This is a genomic window from Thauera sp. DNT-1, from assembly GCF_055393985.1.
This window is the reverse complement of record NZ_AP043752.1, coordinates 4,352,496-4,366,942: the sequence shown is the minus strand read 5'-3', so window position 1 is coordinate 4,366,942 and position 14,447 is coordinate 4,352,496. Positions and strand designations below refer to the sequence as shown.

Below are 14,447 nucleotides of genomic sequence, written 5' to 3'. Positions count from 1 at the left end.
CAACAAAACCTTAACAATCGCCTGTTAGCCTGCGCGCTTCCCGGACTGGATCGTGGCGAACATGACAGAACACACTCTCAGACAGTACGACATCGAACTCGAAGAAATCCGCCGTGGCGTCCTCAACATGGGCGGCCTGGCGGAGGCGCAGGTCGTCAAGGCGATCGAGGGCCTGCGCAGCGGCCAGCTCGACCTGCTCGACACCGTGATCGAAGGCGACAAGCCGATCAACCTCGCGCAGGTCGAGCTCGACGACGACTGCAGCCACATCATCGCCAAGCGCCAGCCGGCCGCCGGCGACCTGCGCCTGGTGCTGGCGGTGATCAAGATCGCCTCCGACCTCGAGCGCATCGGCGACGAGGCGAAGAAGATCGCCAAGGCGGCGCGCCGCCTGCACAGCGCCGAAACCCCCTTCGTGCCGCGCGTGGGCCTCACCCAGGCGGTGGAGCTCGCGCTCGAACTGCTGCGCGCCTCGCTTGACGCCTTCGCGCGGGTGAATCCGGAAGGCATCGAGGACCTGCGCCGCAAGGACGCGGAGATCGACGCCGGCTTCAAGGGCGTGATGCGCCAGCTCATCACCTACATGATGGAAGACCCGCGCACGATCTCGAGCTGCCTCGAGATGCTCTTCATCGCCAAGGCGATCGAGCGCGTCGGCGACCACGCGATGAACATCGCCGAGCACGTGGTGTTCGTGGCGCGCGGCGAGGACGTGCGCTTCGAGAAGTCGCAGGCGCAGCTCGGCAGGGGCTGAGGCGTCAGGCATGAAAAAGGGGAGCTTGCGGCTCCCCTTTTTTACATCGGCGATCCGGGCTTACGCCTGCGGCGGGACGTAGCCGGCCACCTGGTCGGCGCCACCTTCGAAGAAGTGCTTCTCCATCTGCTCGGCGAGGTACTTGCGCGCGCGCGCGTCCATCAGGTTCAGGCGGTTCTCGTTGATCAGCATGGTCTGGTACTTGACCCACTGCTGCCAGGCTTCCTTCGAGACGTTCTCGAAGATGCGCTTGCCGAGCGCGCCGGGCACCGGTGGCAGGTCCAGGCCTTCGGCCTCGCGACCGAGTTTCACGCAGTTCACCATGCGAGCCATTGTTCAATCCTCTCTGCTTGCGGGTTCATCGGGGTTCGAGGACGGCATTCTAGCCGATTCGTCGGCCCGCCTCCCGGACACCGCGGCGCGATTGCGCCCCTCCGACTTGGCGCGATAGAGCGCCTCGTCGGCGGCGGCGACCAGGGCCTCGCCCTCGCGCGCGTTGTCGGGAAAGCGCGCGATGCCCACGCTGGCGGTGACGCGCGCCGCGCGGCCCTCGAAGACGAAGCGCATCGCGCCCACCGTCTCCACCAGGCGGTGGGCGAGTTCGCACAGGCCCTCCGTGCTGCCCTCGGGCACGAGCAGGGCGAACTCGTCGCCGCCGATGCGGAACAAGGTCTCGTTGCGGCGCACGGTGCGCCCGAGTTCCCGCGCGAGGCGAACGAGCACCTCGTCGCCGGCCTGGTGGCCGAAGGAGTCGTTGATCGGCTTGAAACCGTCCAGATCGAAGGCGAGGAGGCCGAGCCGGCTGCCGCGACGCCCGGCGTCCGCGAGCATGCGACCGAGTTCTTCATGGAAGCGACGGCGATTGTAGAGACCGGTGAGTTCGTCGCGTTCGGCGAGCTCGACGAGCTGCATCGAGGTGCGCCGCGCCACGGTCACGTCCTCGTAGATCCACAGCCGGCCGATGCGCCGCCCGGCTTCCCCGCCCGCGACCACCGCCGAACGGTCGGTGGCGATGCGCCCGTCGGCGAACCGGAACTCGTACTCTTCGCTGATCGACTGCTTGGCCCGCACGGTGCGATGGATGTGGGCGAGATAGCCCGCCGGATCGGCGAGCACGACCGGCGCACGCTCCTTGAGCACCGCGTCGCGGCAGCCGACGAGCACGGTGTCGGGGGGATAGCCCCAGATCGCCAGCATCGCACGGTTGTGGTAGAGCACGCGGCGGTCGTGGTCGATGAACAGGATGCCGAGCCGGATCAGGTTCAGCAGCGCAGCCAGGCGCTGGCGCTCGTCGTTGCTGCGCACGAGGTAGAGCTCGCGCAGCGCCTCCTGGCGGCGCAGCTCGGCCACCGTCTCAAGCAGGGTGAATTCGGTCTCCTTGCGCGCCTGGATGTGCTCGGCCGACAGGCGCAGGCCGCCGTCGGCGCGCGGCCGCCAGTGCGTCTGCACCCAAACCGCCCGCCCATCCCGTGCGCGCAGGCGCAGCTCGAAGGCCTGGGCGGATTCCTCCGCAGCGACCCGCTGCGCCATCCGCCGGCAGAACACGCGATCGTCCTCGAACACCAGGAGTTCGAAGGGGTCGGCCGCCGCGACGCAATCCGCCGCCGTGAAGCCGGTAAGCGCCTCGATCGAGGGGCTGATCCAGCGCAGCGCGAGCCCGGGCAGGAAGATCGCCTCGACGCTGCGCACGCCGAGCGCGATCTCGGCGAGCAGTTCGGCGTCCTCCGCCTTGCCGGGTGCCGGGCAGGCGCTCATAGCGGCTTGACGAACACCTTCGAGCGACGCTGGAAGTTGTAGAGTTCGCGCTTCTGCCGCGGCAGGGCCTCGGGGCCGATCTCGCTGAAGCCGCGCTCGCGGAACCAGTGCGCGGTGCGGGTCGTGAGCACGAACAGGCGCTCGAGCCGCTGCACGCGCGCGCGCCGCTCGATGCGCTTGAGGAGCTGGTCGCCGAGACCGGCGCGGCGATACTCCGGCGTCACCGCCAGGCAGGCGAGCTCGGCGGCGTTGTCCTCGCTGAACGGATACAGCGCCGCGCAGCCCACCAGCACGCCGTCGTGCTCGACGACGGTGAAGCGCTCGATCTCCTGCTCCAGCAGCTCGCGCCCGCGCCGCACCAGGGTGCCGTCGGCCTCCATCGGCGAGATCAGCGCGACGAGAGCGGCAACGTCCTCGACCGTGGCCTCGCGCAGGCGGAACAGCGGGTCGCGCGACACCACCGTGCCGACGCCCGCATGCGTGAAGAACTCGAGCAGCAGGCCGCCGTCGAGGTCGTGATCGATCAGGTGGCAGCGCGCCACCCCCTTCTTCACCGCACGGATCGCGCACGGCAGGAACAGGTGCAGGTCTTCGGTGAGCCCCTCGCCCGTCTCGAGCTTGCCCTGCGCCTCGTCGGCGGTGACCGACTCGACGAGCTGGCCATCCTCGCCGAGCAGGCCGGGCGCATCGCACAGGTAGATCAGCTTCTCGGCCTTGAGCGCCACCGCCACCGCCTCGGCCACCTCCTCCATCGCGAGATTGAAGATCTCGCCCGCGGGCGAGACGCCGAGCGGGGTGATCAGCACCACGTTCTGCTGGTCGAGGTCGGCGTTGATCTCCTCGGCGATGATCTTGCGCACCGCGCCGGTGTATTGGTAATCGACGCCATCGACAACGCCCACCGGCCGCGCGGTGATGAAGTTGCCCCCGGTGACGCGGATGTAGCTGCCCGCCATCGGGGTGTTGGGCAGGCCCTGCGAGAGCAGCGCCTCGACCTCGAAGCGGGTCACCGCCATCGCCGACTTGACGCATTCGAGCGCATCGGCGTCGGTCACGCGCAGGCCGTGGTGGAAACGCGGCTCGAGCCCGCGGCGGGCGAGCTCGGCATCGATCTGCGGTCGCGCGCCATGCACCAGCACCAGGCGGATGCCGAGCGCGGCGAGCAGGTTGCAGTCGTAGGCGAGGCTTTGTGCGCGCTTGCCGGCGGCGACCTCGCCGCCGAAGCCGACGACGAAGGTGCGGCCGCGGAAGGCGTGGATGTAGGGCGCCGCGCCGCGCACCCAGGCCACGAACTGGGCCGTGGCGTCATCCACGCGTGGAACGGCCGGGGAAGGAGAGGAGGTTTCGGGACTGGAACTGCTGTTTTCGGCGCTCACGCATTCACCGCTGTTGGGGCCGGACACACATGGGGCGACCCGGCGGACTGGAATCGACGACGGATTCTAGCCCGGCCGGGCACCGGCGTGGAACGCGGGCGCGCGCGTTCAGCCCTTGTACGGTCCCGCCCCCAAGCCGATCGGCGCCGGCGCGGCGGCGACGAGCCTGGAGAAGATCTGCGCGAAGTCCTCCTCGCCCGCCCGGGCACTGGCGCGCGTGCCGCCGAGGGGATCGTCGGCGATGAAGCCGGCGTTGGCGCGCGCCCAGTCCTCTGCGGTGAAGTGCTTGCGGATCTGCGGCAGCACCTCGCGCTCCTCGGTCATCATGTGGTTGCGATAGAACGCGGCGTAGTCGTTGAAGGCGGTCTTGAAGGCCTCGAAGCCGCCGACGGGGTCCTGCGCGTAGCCCTTGACCGCGGCCTCGAGCACCGCGATGCGGGCGTCGGCCTGGGCGTGTTCGGCCTCGAGCCGGTCGAGCGCGGCGTCCGCGTCGTGCGTGCGGGCACGCAGCGGCCCGAACAGGAAGGCATCTTCCTTGGGGTGGTGGCGCTTCTCGGGGTAGGCGTCGAGGTAATGCACCATCGCCTCGAGCAGCTTGTGATCCGGGCGCAGGCGGCCGGCATCGATCTCGCCGATCATGTGCCGGATGGCGTGGATGATCGCCGCCAGCGACTGGTGTTCGTCCATCAGGATGCGCATCGCGTCCATGGTCTTGTCCTTTTCCGTGGGGAGCTGAGGGCGGGTGGCTCAGGTCGACAGCATCGCCTGGTGCTTGCCGCCGAGCCCGAGGTAGGCCTCGATCACGCGCGGATCGTCCGCGAGCTCGTGCGCCGGGCCCTGCATGGCGATCTGGCCCGTCTCGAGCACGTAGGCGTAGTCGGCCACCTGCAGCGCGGCGCGCGCGTTCTGCTCGACGAGCAGGATCGACACCCCGCGCCGGCGCAGCTCGCTGATGATGCGGAAGATCTCGCGCACGATCAGCGGCGCCAGCCCCAGGCTGGGCTCGTCGAGCATCAGCAGCTTGGGCTTGGCCATCAGCGCGCGGCCCACCGCAAGCATCTGGCGCTCGCCGCCCGACATGGTGCCTGCGGCCTGGCTGCGGCGCTCCTTGAGGCGCGGGAAGAGCGCATAGACCTCCTCGAGCGTCTGCGCGTGATCGCGCTTGCCCATGCGATAGCGCTGGAAGGCGCCCAGCACCAGGTTGTCCTCGACGCTCATCTCGCCGAAGAGCTCGCGCTTCTCGGGCACCAGGGTCATGCCGCGCGCGACCATGCGTTCGACCTCGGGCACGCCTTCCACGCTGCCGTCGAAGGCGACCTGGCCGCGCGAGCCGAGCACGCCCATGATCGCCGACAGCATCGTCGTCTTGCCCGCGCCGTTGGGGCCGATCACGGTGACGATCTGGCCCTCGCCGACGGTGAGGCTGGCATCGGTGAGCGCCTCGACCTTGCCGTAGGACACGCACAGGTCCTTGACCTCGAGCACCGGGTTCTTCGCGTCCGCGTTAGAGGATGCGGCGCTGCCTTGCGTCTGCTTATTCATCGCGTTCTCCCCGCTCATTCCACACCGCCCAGATAGGCCTCGAGCACCGCCGGGTTCTGCTGGATCTCGTCGGGCAGGCCCTCGGCGATCTTCTGGCCGAACTCCATCACCACCACGCGATCGACCAGGCTCATCACGAAGTCCATGTCGTGCTCCACGATCAGGGTCGCCATGCCCTCCGCGCGCAGCTTCCGGAGCAACTCGCCGAGCGCCTCCTTCTCCCTGAAGCGCAGGCCGGCCGCGGGCTCGTCGAGCAGCAGCAGGCAGGGGTCGGCGCACAGCGCACGCGCGATCTCCAGGATGCGCTGCTGGCCCAGGGCGAGGCTGCCGGCCTCCTCGTACATGTACTCGGCCAGGCCCACGCGCTCGATCTGACGGGCGGCTTCCTTGAGGATGCGGGCCTCTTCCGCGCGGTCCAGGCGCCAGGCCGAGCTCAACACGCCCTTGTCGCTCCTGAGGTGGGCGCCGATCGCCACGTTCTCGAGCACGCTCATCGTCGGCAGCAGCTTCACGTGCTGGAAGGTGCGGCTCATGCCCATGCGGGCGATCTCGCGCGAGTCGTGGCCCGCCACCGGCTTGCCCAGGAACAGCACCTCGCCCGAGGTCGGGGTGTCGACGCCCGAGATCTGGTTGAACATCGTGCTCTTGCCCGCGCCGTTGGGGCCGATGAGCGCGAGGATCTCGCCTGCGCGCACCTCCAGGCTCATGTTGTTGTTGGCGATAAGGCCGCCGAACCGGCGCGTGACGTCCTTGGCCTCGAGGATCAGCTCGCCCGCCTTCGGCAGGGTGCGCCGCGGCAGCGGTTCGGCGTCGGGGTCGATGGTCTTGCGGAGCGCACGCACCGGCACCAGTTTCTTGAGGATCGGCCACAGGCCCTCGCGGGCGCGGTGCAACACCAGCACCATCAGCAGGCCGAACACGATGGTCTCGAAGTTGCCGGTGGCGCCGAGCAGGCTGGGCAGCCAGTTCTGCAGCCACTGCTTGAGCACGGTGATGACGCCCGCGCCCACGATCGCCCCCCACACGTAGCCGGCGCCGCCGACCACCGCCATGAAGAGGTACTCGATGCCGATATGCACGCCGAACGGGGTCGGGTTCACGAAGCGCTGCATGTGCGCATACAGCCAGCCCGAGGCGCACGCCAGCAGCGCCGCGATCACGAAGATCACCATGCGCGAGCGCGAGGTGTCCACGCCCATCGCCTCTGCCATCACGCGGCCGCCCTTGAGGGCGCGGATCGCACGCCCCTCGCGCGAGTCGAGCAGGTTGTGGGTGGTGAGCATGGCGACGAGCAGGAAGGCCCAGATCAGGTAATAGATCTCGCCGCCCTCGTCCAGCGTCCAGCCCAGCAGCCCGATGGCCGGAATGCCGCTGATGCCGGTGTGGCCGCCCAGGCTCTCCATGGTGCCGAAGAGGAAGTACAGGCTGATGCCCCACGCGATCGTGCCCAGGGGCAGGAAGTGCCCCGAGAGCTTCAGGGTGAGCGAGCCGATCAGCACCGCGACCAGGGCGGTCAGCAGCAGCCCGACCGCCAGGGTGAGCCAGGGCGAAGTCCCCGCCCAGGCGAGCCATCCCGGCAGGTCGGTCGCGGTGGTGAGCGCCGCGGTGGTGTAGGCGCCCAGACCCACGAAGGCGGCCTGGCCGAAGCTGGTCAGTCCGCCCACCCCGGTGAGCAGCACCAGGCCGAGCGCAACCATCGCATACAGGCCGATGTAGTTCAGCAGCGTCACGTAATACGGCGACAGGATCGCCGGCACCAGCAGCAGCAGGGCGAGAAAGGCCCCCAGGACCAGACGGTCGGTTCTCATTCTTCTTCCTCCACGTGGTGGCTACGCAGCGAGCGCCACAGCAGCACGGGAATGATCAGGGTGAACACGATGACTTCCTTGTAGGCGCTGGCCCAGAACGACGCGAAGGCTTCGAGCAGCCCCACGGCGAGCGCACCCACGGCGGCCAGCGGATAACTCGCCAGGCCGCCGATGATGGCGGCGACGAACCCCTTGAGGCCGATCAGGAAGCCGGTGTCGTAGTAGATCGTGGTGATCGGGGCGATCAGCACGCCCGAAAGCGCACCGATGAAGGCGGCGAGGAAGAACGTCAGCTTGCCGGCGAGCGTGGGCGAGATCCCCATGAGCTGTGCACCGACGCGGTTGATCGCGGTGGCGCGCAAGGCCTTGCCGTAGAGCGTGCGTTCGAAGAACTGGTACAGCGCCACGATCAGCAGCACCGACACCACCACCACCCACAGCGTCTGCGCGGAGACCATCAGCGGGCCGAGCTCGAGGCTGAACTCGCTGAACGCCGGCGTGCGCTGGCCTTCCGCTCCGAAGAACAGCAGTCCCAGGCCCACCATCGCGATATGCAGCGCCACCGAGACGATCAGGAGCACCAGCACCGGCGCCGATGCGATCGGCTGGTACATCAGGCGGTACATCATCGGCCCCATCGGCACCACGATCGCCAGCGTCAGCAGCACCTGCACCGCCAGCGGCAGCTCCTTGACCGCCAGCCCGCCGACCACCGCGGCGAGCGCCAGCGGATAGCCCAGGTTCCAGCCCGCCACGCTCGCGGCACGCCGGCCCTGCCCCGCCTTGAGCGCGAGCCCGCCGTCGAGCACCGTGACCAGCGCTCCCATCGCCACCAGCATCCACACCGTGGCCGGCAACACGCCCGACTGCATCATCGCCAGCGTCAGCGCCCCGTAGGCCACGAACTCGCCCTGCTGGATGAAGATCACCCGCGTGACCGCGAACACCAGCACCAGCGCCAGCGCCAGCAGCGCGTAGATCGCGCCGTTGGTGATCCCGTCCTGCGACAGGATCAATGCAATTGACATATCCATGGAAATGCCTCGTCTCGGCGGTGCCTCGCGGACCGCCGTGATTGATTCGATGTGTCGGAAATCCCCGACAGACGCGCGGCGGGACGCCAGGCGCCCCGCCGCGGAGGGGGATGCTTACTTCAGCAGCGACCAGGTGCCGTTGCGGATCTCGATCATCACGCGCGAGCGGTCGTCCAGGCCGAGGTGATCGTCGGGGCTCATCGTGTAGATGCCGGTGGCGCCGGCGACTTCCTTCACGCCCTCGAGCGCATCGCGCAGCGCCGTGCGGAACTCCGCCGAGCCCGGCTTGGCCGCCTTGAGCGCGGCAGGGACGGCCGCCTGCAGCAACACCCCGGCATCCCACGCGTAGGCCCCGAAGCTCGACACCGAGCCCGCGCCGTTGGCGGCCTCGTACTTCTCCACGTAGGCCAGCGCGCTCGCCTTGACGGGGTGGCTGTCGGGCAGGCTGCGCGCCATCTGCACCGGGCCGACCGGCAGCAGCGTGCCTTCGCAGTCCTTGCCGCAGATGCGCAGGAAGTCGTTGTTGGCCACGCCGTGGGTCTGGTAGATCGGCCCCTTGTAGCCGCGCTCGCGCAGCGTCTTCTGCGGCAGCGCCGAGGGCGTGCCCGAGCCGGCGATGAACACCGCGTCCGGCTTCACCGACATCAGCTTGAGCGCCTGGCCGGTCACCGAGGTGTCGGCCGGGTTGAAGCGCTCGCTGGCGGCGATCTCGATGCCCTTGGCTTCGGCCAGCTTCTTGAACTGCTCGTACCAGCCCTCGCCGTAGGCGTTGGCGAAGCCGATGAAGGACACCTTCTTCACCTTGTTGGCGACCATGTGCTCGACGATCGCCGACGCCATCTGCTGGTCGTTCTGGGGGGTCTTGAAGACCCAGCGCTTCTTGTCGTCCATCGGCGCGACGATGCGCGCCGACGCGGCCATCGAGATCATCGGCGTCTTCGTCTCGGCGGCGACGTCGACCATGGCCAGCGAAGCGGGGCTGGTGGTGGAGCCGATGATCACATCGACGCCGTCCTCGACGGTCAGCTTGCGGGCGTTCTTGACCGCCGTGGTGGTGTCGGAGGCGTCGTCGAGCACGATGTAGCTCACCTTTTCGCCGCCGATGGTGGCCGGCAGCAGCGCGATCGTGTTCTTTTCCGGGATACCCAGCGAAGCGGCGGGGCCGGTGGCCGAGAGCACGACACCGACCTTGATCTCGGCATGGGCGGCAGTGGCGGCGAAGGCGAGGCCGAGGGCGGCCAGCAGGGTGTTACGCAACTTCATGGTGTCTCCTCCAGTGGTTGTGCGGTGCGAGGGGGCCGGCGCGCCGGGGGCGCAGCGCTCGGGGCGCGCAAGTTCTGCATTGCAGAACGCGTTCTAGTTATTAGAATTGATACAAAAGATTCCGTCAAGCAGAAACTTTGTATCAATTCCAAAAGTATCCGGCTCCTGCTGTGCGCAACCTCCCGCCGCACCCACCCCTCAGGTCGCGTGGTCGCCCGACTCGACACCCGGGAGAAGGGTCGCGCCGAGTCGCCGCGACAGCGCGTCGCAGGCCTCCTTCAGCGCCTGGAGCACGGGACTGTGCGGGAGGAGATCCAGCGTGCCCTCGACGCCCACGAGGGCGATGCTCATGTTGATCTCGTTCTTGAAGTTGAACACCGGGGCCGCCGCAGCCTCGACGCCGCGGGCGAAATAGCCGCTGGAAATCACCGCCACACCCCGCGCGCGGACCTCGGCGAGCAGCCGGCGCGCGTCGTCGAGGGTGGCAAGGCCCGCGGGCACCCGACCGGATTCGAGCTCGGCGCGCAGCAGCGCTTCGGTCTGCTGCTCGGGCAGCCATGCGGCGAAGACGCGCCCGGCGGCCGAGCTCAGCAGGCTGAGGCTGGTGCCGGTCAGCACATTGACGGTGATCGGACGACGGGGACGCTCCCAGCGCACGACGACCGGCCCTCGATCGCTCCAGACGGCGAGCGCGACGGTCTCGTTGGTGAGATCGCGCAAATCGCCGATCGCGCTCAAGCCGAGACGGATCCGGTCGACGCGGTCGAGGGCGACCAGGCCGAGGTTGAGGGCGAAGGGACCGAGGTCGTAGCGCGAGGTGAGCCGGTCCTGTTCGACGAGTCCGCTGCGGATCAGGCTGACCAGATAGCGGTGCGCCTTCGAGGGCGGCATGTCGGCGGCCTGGGCGATGTCCTTGAGCATCATGGAGCGCTTGCCGGTGACCATGGCGCGGAGGATGCTCATGCCCACCTCGAGAGATTGCACGCCGTGCTTGCCGTCGAGTTCGTCGCTCATCGAAGCCCCCTCACCGATAAAATTACTTATTGAAGAAATCTTTCCTTTATATGTAACATAAGTCCGAGCGGAGGAGAACAAGGATGAATCAGCTGAAAGTCTATGCGATCGACGGCATCGTGCCGGTGGTGGATCCGACCGCCTACGTGCACCCGTCGGCCGTGCTGATCGGCGACGTGATCGTGGGCCCGGACTGCTACGTCGGGCCTTGCGCAAGCCTGCGCGGCGACTTCGGGCGACTGATCCTGGAGCGCGGCTCGAACCTGCAGGACACCTGCGTGATGCATGGCTTTCCCGGCACCGATACGGTGGTCGAGGAGGACGGACACATCGGCCACGGCGCCGTGCTGCACGGCTGCAGGGTGGGCCGCAACGCCTTGGTCGGCATGAACGCCGTGATCATGGACAACGCGGTGATCGGCGAGTCATCGATCGTCGCCGCGGCGGCCTTCGTCAAGGCCGGCGTCGAGATGCCGCCGCGCATGTTGATCGCCGGCATGCCGGCCAAGGCGATCCGCGCGCTCTCCGAGGAGGAGATGCGCTGGAAGAGCTCCGGAACCGCGACCTACCAGGACCTCACCCGCCGCAGCCTGGCCACGATGGAAGAGACCGTGCCGCTCGCGACGGTCGAGCCCGGGCGCAAGCGCATCCACATGCCGGACGTGGTGCCGCTGGTGGAACTGCGGAGGCGGGAAGGCTGAGGCCGGCGGCGCACGCAGGGCGGCACGGCCATGAACGCGTCCCGCACGCCCCCACCCCGGTCGCCGCGCGCCGACCGGCGGGAAGAGGCTGGCGGCGCTCAGGCGGCGCCGCGCAGCGGGTCGGCGTCCTGGAAGCGCGCGAGAAGGCGGGGCGACGCCTCGGGCGTGCGGCCGTCGGCGAGGCGGAGGTGAGCGTCGATATGGCGCTCGGACGGCACCAGCAGCCGACGGTAGAGTTCGCGGCACAGCAGCCGCGCACGCTGCCCCGGCCAGTCGCTCGCCAGCAGCACGTCGGGCAATCCGGGATCGCGCAGCAGCAGGCGGCGGTAGTCGTGGATCAGCAGCATCCGCATGAGGAAGGCGTTCTCATCCCCGGACTCGCTGGCGCCATCGCGGAGCTGGGCCAGCACGGGCTGGTAGCAGTCGACGAATTCGCGGTAGGTCTGCGCCAGGCGCTCGAGATTCCATGCCGCATGCACCAGGTCGGCGTCGCTGGCCGCCGCACCCAGGGCCGCATCCGCAGCCATCAGGGGCTTGAGCCGCGGCAGCAGCCCACCCAACCCCTCCCCGACGAGCGCGTCGAAGGCGGTGATGAGGTCCGCGCTCGGATGCACGAAGCAGTCCCCGTCGAGGGCGCCGAAGCCCTGCCAGAACAGCGCCCTGCGCAGGCGTTCGCGGTCCTTGGCCGCAAGCTCGCCGACGGCGAGGATCAGCCGCCAGCGACGATCCCAGCCCTGCGCAGCGGAAGCGTAGATGCGGCGCGACGCCTCCTCGATACGCTGCAGACCGGAAGGCGTCAGCATATAGTCCGTACGGCGGCCGCAAGGCTCGCTGACCAGCCATTCATCGCGCGCAAGCCGAAACACCGATGTGCGGACGAGACGCTCGTTGAGCCCAAGCGGCTCGAGCAAGCGGATCAGGCTGCCCAGCCAGATGCGTCCGCCTCGGGGCAGCACGGCGTCGCCGAAGACGGAAATGATCAGCGACCCGGCCTGCACGCGATCTTGCTTGCGGAACGCTTCAAGGCGATCTTGGATGGAAGTGGTCACGGACGAGCTTGTTCGCGCTGCGGTTGGGGGCCAGAAGTCTATCGATTCCGGGCAGATGCGCCTAGCGCCGGAGCGCGCTTTCGAGGCCGCCGCACTCGCGTACGCAAGGCTCGAGGACGAGCGCCACGCCGATTCCGCGGGCACGAAGCCTGGATGCGTGCGGGCGAGTGCGCGGGAGGGCAAGGCAGCAAGGAGATTAATACGATACTAATACTACATTTTTATATGTATTTTTGTATCACATCAAGCCCAAAGCAGCGGACGCCATGGGTTTTTCGACTGGCTACGGCTGCCGGAACACCCCGACAATTTTCACATATACCACTGTTTATAAACGACTTCCTTATATTTAAACGTGTTTCGCCTATCAAAACTTGAGGTGATCACCCCCTCAAGAATAGATACCTAGTATTGACATTTATCAAATCGATTTGTATCGTTTGAAGCACAAGACCACCCACTCGGAGAGACCCATGCCCCACCCCTTGCTCGAAAAGCACCGCGCCACCCTCGAAAGCGCCCTCGACGCCATCGCCACGCGCGGCTATTGGTCTGCCTTCCCCGAGATGCCGAGCCCCAAGCTCTATGGCGAGGCGGCGCCGGACGAGGGCAAGCGCGCCTTCGAGGCGCACCTGGGCAAGCCGTTCGAGCTCGGGCAGCCGGGCCAGACGGGCTGGCATGGCGGCGAGAGCTCGCCCTATGGCGTGGCGCTCGATGTGCGCTATCCGGTGTGCGACCCGGAGACGCTGATCGCCGCCGGGCTCGAGGCGATGAAGGGCTGGCAGGCGGTGGGCGCCGACGGCCGCACCGGCATCTGCCTGGAAATCCTCCAGCGCCTGAACAAGCAGAGCTTTGAGATCGCCCACGCGGTCATGATGACCACCGGCCAGGGCTGGATGATGGCCTTCCAGGCCGGCGGCCCGCACGCCCAGGATCGCGGCCTCGAGGCCGTGACCTACGCCTGGCGCGAGCAGAGCTTCGTGCCGGCCGAGACCACCTGGGAGAAGCCCCAGGGCAAGAACCCGGCGCTGGTCATGAAGAAGCACTTCCAGATCGTCGGCCGCGGCGTGGGCCTGGTGATCGGCTGCGGCACCTTCCCGACCTGGAACACCTACCCGGGCCTGTTCGCCGCGCTCGCCACCGGCAACGCGGTCATCGTCAAGGCGCACAGCAATGCCATCCTGCCGGCGGCGATCACCGTGCGCACGATCCGCACCGTGCTCGCCGAGAACGGCATCGACCCCAACCTGGTGAGCCTGTGCGTGGCCACCCAGCGCAGCGTCACCCAGGCGCTCGCCACCCACCCGGCGGTGCAGTCGGTCGACTTCACCGGCAGCAACGTGTTCGGCCAGTGGCTGATCGACAACTGCCGCCAGGCCCAGGTCTATGCAGAGCTCGCCGGCGTGAACAACATCGTCATCGACTCGACGGACTCCTACAAGGCGATGCTGGGCAACCTCGCCTTCACGCTCTCGCTGTATTCCGGCCAGATGTGCACCACCTCGCAGGCGATCTTCGTGCCCGCGGGCGGGATCGACACCGAGGACGGCCACAAGAGCTACGACGAGGTCTGCGCCGACCTCGCCCGTGCGGTCGAGCGCTTCCTGTCCAAACCCGAGGTCGCCCACGCCGTGCTCGGCGCGATCCAGTCCGCCGACACCGCCGAACGCATCGACATCGCCAACAGCGGCGCGCTGGGCAAGGTCGTGCTGGCCTCGCAGAAGCTCGACAACCCCGAGTTCCCGGGCGCCAAGGTGCGCACCCCGGTGCTGCTCGCCTGCGACGCCGCCGACGAGAAGGCCTACATGGAAGAGCGCTTCGGCCCGATCAGCTTCATCGTCAAGGTCGCCGACACCGCCGCAGGGATCGCGCTCTCCGAGCGTGTGGTCAGGACCCACGGCGCGCTCACCGTCGGGCTCTACTCCACGAGGCAGGACGTCATCGACGCGATGACCGAAGCCACCTGGCGCGGCAAGGTCGCGCTGTCGATCAACCTCACCGGCGGCGTGTTCGTGAACCAGTCGGCGGCCTTCTCCGATTACCACGGCACCGGCGGCAACCCGTCGGCCAACGCCTCGTATTCGGATTCCGCCTTCGTCGCCAACCGCTTCCGCGTCGTCCAGCGCCGCTACCACGTCTGAGGATCCGTCC

Annotated in this window: 13 protein-coding genes; 3 read left to right on the top strand and 10 right to left on the bottom strand. The window is 68.1% G+C overall.

The window, feature by feature from the left end; translation table 11 throughout:
* Positions 1 to 61 precede the first annotated feature (61 nt).
* A complete protein-coding gene (gene phoU, locus ACZ5PP_RS20035) occupies positions 62 to 754 on the top strand; it encodes a phosphate signaling complex protein PhoU (protein WP_004313978.1) in 693 nt (230 codons plus the stop codon).
* Between the two features lie 60 nt (positions 755 to 814).
* Here phoU and ACZ5PP_RS20030 read toward each other — a convergent pair whose 3' ends face one another.
* The 9 genes from ACZ5PP_RS20030 to ACZ5PP_RS19990 all read right to left on the bottom strand — a co-directional run bounded on the left by ACZ5PP_RS20030 (position 815) and on the right by ACZ5PP_RS19990 (position 10,546).
* Positions 815 to 1,087: an oxidative damage protection protein gene (locus ACZ5PP_RS20030; protein WP_004313981.1), complete on the bottom strand. Its 273-nt coding sequence runs from the start codon at positions 1,085 to 1,087 to the stop codon at positions 815 to 817.
* Between the two features lie 3 nt (positions 1,088 to 1,090).
* The gene (locus ACZ5PP_RS20025; protein ID WP_004313982.1) at positions 1,091 to 2,509 is read right to left on the bottom strand and encodes a diguanylate cyclase; all 1,419 of its coding nucleotides are present in this window, start codon (positions 2,507 to 2,509) and stop codon (positions 1,091 to 1,093) included.
* Positions 2,506 to 3,822 (bottom strand): amino-acid N-acetyltransferase, encoded by a 1,317-nt coding sequence (gene argA / locus ACZ5PP_RS20020; protein WP_004313983.1) that lies wholly within the window; start codon positions 3,820 to 3,822, stop codon positions 2,506 to 2,508. The genes ACZ5PP_RS20025 and argA overlap by 4 nt, the downstream gene beginning before the upstream one ends.
* Positions 3,823 to 3,993: 171 nt before the next feature.
* On the bottom strand, positions 3,994 to 4,593 hold the full coding sequence (locus ACZ5PP_RS20015) for a hemerythrin domain-containing protein (protein ID WP_004313984.1): 600 nt from the start codon (positions 4,591 to 4,593) through the stop codon (positions 3,994 to 3,996).
* 39 nt (positions 4,594 to 4,632) lie between these two features.
* Positions 4,633 to 5,427 carry an ABC transporter ATP-binding protein gene (locus ACZ5PP_RS20010; protein WP_040829257.1) on the bottom strand — a complete coding sequence of 265 codons (795 nt, stop codon included), beginning with the start codon at positions 5,425 to 5,427 and terminating at the stop codon, positions 4,633 to 4,635.
* Between the two features lie 14 nt (positions 5,428 to 5,441).
* Positions 5,442 to 7,235: a branched-chain amino acid ABC transporter ATP-binding protein/permease gene (locus ACZ5PP_RS20005; RefSeq protein WP_004313986.1), complete on the bottom strand. Its 1,794-nt coding sequence runs from the start codon at positions 7,233 to 7,235 to the stop codon at positions 5,442 to 5,444.
* Positions 7,232 to 8,269, bottom strand: coding sequence for a branched-chain amino acid ABC transporter permease (locus ACZ5PP_RS20000; RefSeq protein ID WP_012585060.1), 1,038 nt, complete (start codon positions 8,267 to 8,269; stop codon positions 7,232 to 7,234). Before ACZ5PP_RS20000 ends, ACZ5PP_RS20005 begins: the two co-directional genes overlap by 4 nt.
* Positions 8,270 to 8,383: 114 nt before the next feature.
* The gene (locus ACZ5PP_RS19995; RefSeq protein ID WP_004313989.1) at positions 8,384 to 9,532 is read right to left on the bottom strand and encodes an ABC transporter substrate-binding protein; all 1,149 of its coding nucleotides are present in this window, start codon (positions 9,530 to 9,532) and stop codon (positions 8,384 to 8,386) included.
* A gap of 198 nt (positions 9,533 to 9,730) precedes the next feature.
* Complete coding sequence (locus ACZ5PP_RS19990) at positions 9,731 to 10,546, bottom strand: IclR family transcriptional regulator (protein WP_012585059.1); 816 nt, start codon at positions 10,544 to 10,546, stop codon at positions 9,731 to 9,733.
* An 83-nt stretch (positions 10,547 to 10,629) separates the two neighbouring features.
* Between ACZ5PP_RS19990 and paaY the strand changes: the two genes are divergently transcribed.
* Positions 10,630 to 11,247: a phenylacetic acid degradation protein PaaY gene (gene paaY, locus ACZ5PP_RS19985; RefSeq protein ID WP_464826522.1), complete on the top strand. Its 618-nt coding sequence runs from the start codon at positions 10,630 to 10,632 to the stop codon at positions 11,245 to 11,247.
* 98 nt (positions 11,248 to 11,345) lie between these two features.
* Here the strand turns inward: paaY and paaX are convergent, their stop codons facing one another.
* The gene (gene paaX / locus ACZ5PP_RS19980) at positions 11,346 to 12,296 is read right to left on the bottom strand and encodes a phenylacetic acid degradation operon negative regulatory protein PaaX (RefSeq protein WP_197068745.1); all 951 of its coding nucleotides are present in this window, start codon (positions 12,294 to 12,296) and stop codon (positions 11,346 to 11,348) included.
* 473 nt (positions 12,297 to 12,769) lie between these two features.
* On the opposite strand from paaX, the gene paaN reads away from it, so the two are divergent.
* The gene (gene paaN / locus ACZ5PP_RS19975) at positions 12,770 to 14,437 is read left to right on the top strand and encodes a phenylacetic acid degradation protein PaaN (protein ID WP_004299889.1); all 1,668 of its coding nucleotides are present in this window, start codon (positions 12,770 to 12,772) and stop codon (positions 14,435 to 14,437) included.
* The last annotated feature ends 10 nt before the right edge of the window (positions 14,438 to 14,447 follow it).

What these genes read in the sequence shown, in the direction of transcription:
- phoU (WP_004313978.1), top strand. Translation starts at nt 62, where the DNA reads ATGACAGAACACACTCTCAGACAGTACGACATCGAACTCGAAGAAATC.
- ACZ5PP_RS20030 (WP_004313981.1), bottom strand. Translation starts at nt 1,087, where the DNA reads ATGGCTCGCATGGTGAACTGCGTGAAACTCGGTCGCGAGGCCGAAGGC.
- ACZ5PP_RS20025 (WP_004313982.1), bottom strand. Translation starts at nt 2,509, where the DNA reads ATGAGCGCCTGCCCGGCACCCGGCAAGGCGGAGGACGCCGAACTGCTC.
- ACZ5PP_RS20015 (WP_004313984.1), bottom strand. Translation starts at nt 4,593, where the DNA reads ATGGACGCGATGCGCATCCTGATGGACGAACACCAGTCGCTGGCGGCG.
- ACZ5PP_RS20010 (WP_040829257.1), bottom strand. Translation starts at nt 5,427, where the DNA reads ATGAATAAGCAGACGCAAGGCAGCGCCGCATCCTCTAACGCGGACGCG.
- ACZ5PP_RS20005 (WP_004313986.1), bottom strand. Translation starts at nt 7,235, where the DNA reads ATGAGAACCGACCGTCTGGTCCTGGGGGCCTTTCTCGCCCTGCTGCTG.
- ACZ5PP_RS20000 (WP_012585060.1), bottom strand. Translation starts at nt 8,269, where the DNA reads ATGGATATGTCAATTGCATTGATCCTGTCGCAGGACGGGATCACCAAC.
- ACZ5PP_RS19995 (WP_004313989.1), bottom strand. Translation starts at nt 9,532, where the DNA reads ATGAAGTTGCGTAACACCCTGCTGGCCGCCCTCGGCCTCGCCTTCGCC.
- ACZ5PP_RS19990 (WP_012585059.1), bottom strand. Translation starts at nt 10,546, where the DNA reads ATGAGCGACGAACTCGACGGCAAGCACGGCGTGCAATCTCTCGAGGTG.
- paaY (WP_464826522.1), top strand. Translation starts at nt 10,630, where the DNA reads ATGAATCAGCTGAAAGTCTATGCGATCGACGGCATCGTGCCGGTGGTG.
- paaN (WP_004299889.1), top strand. Translation starts at nt 12,770, where the DNA reads ATGCCCCACCCCTTGCTCGAAAAGCACCGCGCCACCCTCGAAAGCGCC.